The sequence below is a fragment of the Mesorhizobium sp. M7A.F.Ca.ET.027.03.2.1 genome (genome assembly GCF_003999175.1).
Taxonomy (GTDB): domain Bacteria; phylum Pseudomonadota; class Alphaproteobacteria; order Rhizobiales; family Rhizobiaceae; genus Mesorhizobium.
Window position 1 is genome coordinate 1 of the sequence record NZ_RZOM01001097.1, and the last position, 2,038, is coordinate 2,038.

At 64.4% G+C, this 2,038-nt stretch carries 2 protein-coding genes and 1 pseudogene; 1 reads left to right on the plus strand and 2 read right to left on the minus strand.

The window, feature by feature from the left end; genetic code table 11:
- Together EN750_RS31615 and EN750_RS31620 are read right to left on the minus strand one after the other, a co-directional pair.
- A partial coding sequence (locus tag EN750_RS31615; protein WP_127399048.1) for a DUF533 domain-containing protein occupies positions 1 to 329 on the minus strand: 329 nt, incomplete at its 3' end.
- Positions 330 to 446: 117 nt separating this feature from the next.
- A complete protein-coding gene (locus EN750_RS31620) occupies positions 447 to 1,367 on the minus strand; it encodes a rhodanese-related sulfurtransferase (protein WP_127399049.1) in 921 nt (306 codons plus the stop codon).
- 309 nt (positions 1,368 to 1,676) lie between these two features.
- Here EN750_RS31620 and EN750_RS31625 point away from each other — a divergent pair.
- A pseudogene (locus EN750_RS31625) lies at positions 1,677 to 2,038 on the plus strand (keto-deoxy-phosphogluconate aldolase); the annotation flags it as partial.

Sequence of the window (2,038 nt, forward strand, 5' to 3'; positions counted from 1 at the left end):
GACGGGTGGAAGGCGGTGTCCTTGGGCGGCGGCGGCAATTCCGGTCCGCCGGCCGCGGGTGGTTCGGCGGGTGCGTTGCCGGCCTTGTAGTTCTGGTAGGCCTTGTAGGCGAGGCCGCCGATGGCAGCCAGTCCGCCAAGCTTCACCGCGGCGCCCGTCACGTTACGACCGGCACCAGTTCCAAGCAGCACGGCGGCCAGTGCGCCGGCGGCCAGCGGATTGTCCTTGGCCATCTGCACGGCCTGCCCCGCCTTGTCGCGAACGGTGCCGCTGGTGCCGGGGATTTGCGAGCCGAGCAGATCGTCGAGAAGCTTCTTGGGACCGAACATTCAGTGCCTCCAGGATTTGCCCGGCCGAACGGGCAGGTTTCGAACGTCGAAGACGTAGGTCCCGAAACTTGACATTGCAATGACAGGCGGCCGCTTTGCAGCAGCTTGATGCCCGGATCAGGAGCCGATATGCGGACCCCTGCCCCGCGCCTGCGCAAGCTCGACCTGGCGCTGGCGCTCGGCATAACGCTGGCGGTCCTCGTTCGAACGCGCCTCGAAACAATGCGGGCAGGAAATACCGGCGGCGAATTTGGGCGACGTCAGGTCGCCCGGTGTCAGCGGGTGCCGGCAGGCGCGGCACAGTTCCGCTTCGCCCTCGGCGAGGCCGTGCGACACCGAAACGCGCTCGTCGAAGACGAAGCATTCGCCTTGCCAGAGGCTCTGTTCGGCCGGGACCTCTTCGAGGTATTTGAGGATGCCGCCCTTGAGATGGAAGACATCCTCGAAGCCGAGCGATTTGACATAGGCGGTTGCCTTTTCGCAGCGTATGCCGCCGGTGCAGAACATCGCCACCTTGCGGCCTTCGAGCTCCGCCCGGTGCGCTTCCACCCAGGCCGGGAACTCGCGAAAGCTTGCGGTGGCCGGATCGATCGCCCCCTTGAATGTGCCGATCGACACCTCATAGGCGTTGCGCGTGTCGATTATGACAGTGCCGGGCTGCGAAATCAGAGCGTTCCAGTCGGTCGGCGCGACATAGGTGCCGGCACTATTCGAAGGATCGATGTCGTCGACGCCCATGGTGACGATCTCGCGCTTCAGCCGCACCTTCATGCGGTGGAACGGCATGTCCGCGGCTGCGCTGTACTTGACCTCGAGGCCCGCCAGCCCTTCGATGGCTTCGAGATACAGGATCAGTTCGGCAATTGCCGCCTCGCTGCCGGCGACGGTGCCGTTGATGCCTTCATGCGCCAGCAGCAGCGTGCCCTTGATGCCGCGCCCGCAGCAGAAGGCGGCGAGCGGCGCGCGCAGTTCTTCGAAAGCGTCGAGCCGGGCAAACCGGTAGAGCGCTGCGACGCGGAAGGGTGGAAGTGATGTCATTGCCGAAGCCACTAGACGCTCACGAAAGCCTATTCAAGGCAATAGCAGGCATCCTGTTCGGAGGTCACGGGCGCAAATCTGCACCATGGGCGAATTTGTACCATAGCTGAGATCAGGGAGTCAAGAAAAAATTCCTATCCTGAAAAAGCTGTCGGCACAAAACTGCCGACACCGCCGAGCTGGCAGCCGCCTTTGTGAGTTGAGCCTGGCGAGCATGGGCGACGCGTGACATCGCGACACGGCCGGTTTCGTGGACAGGAAAACAGCCTTCTGCTAATCGGTTGAATTGTCCACGCCACGGAGAGACACATGCCCAGCAAGACCGAAAAACTCCTGTCGCTCCTCAACGGCCAGCCGGTCATCCCGGTGCTGAAGATCTCTGATATCGCCAATGCCGTGCCGCTGGCGCGCGCGCTGGCGCGCGGCGGCCTGCCGGCGATCGAGATCACGCTGAGGACCGCCGATGCACTGGAAGCGATCCGGCGGGTCGCTGGTGAAGTCGAGGAAGCCATCGTCGGCGCCGGCACCATCCTCGATGCGGGCCAGTTCGAAGAGGCCGCCAGCGCTGGCTCTCGGTTCATCGTCAGCCCCGGCATCACCCGCGAGCTTCTGTCGGCAGCCGCCGGCAGCGATGTTCCGCTGCTGCCCGGCGCCATCACGCCCGGCGAGAT

Coding starts and splice junctions, on each gene's coding strand:
- EN750_RS31620 (WP_127399049.1), bottom strand. CDS start 1,367: ATGACATCACTTCCACCCTTCCGCGTCGCAGCGCTCTACCGGTTTGCC.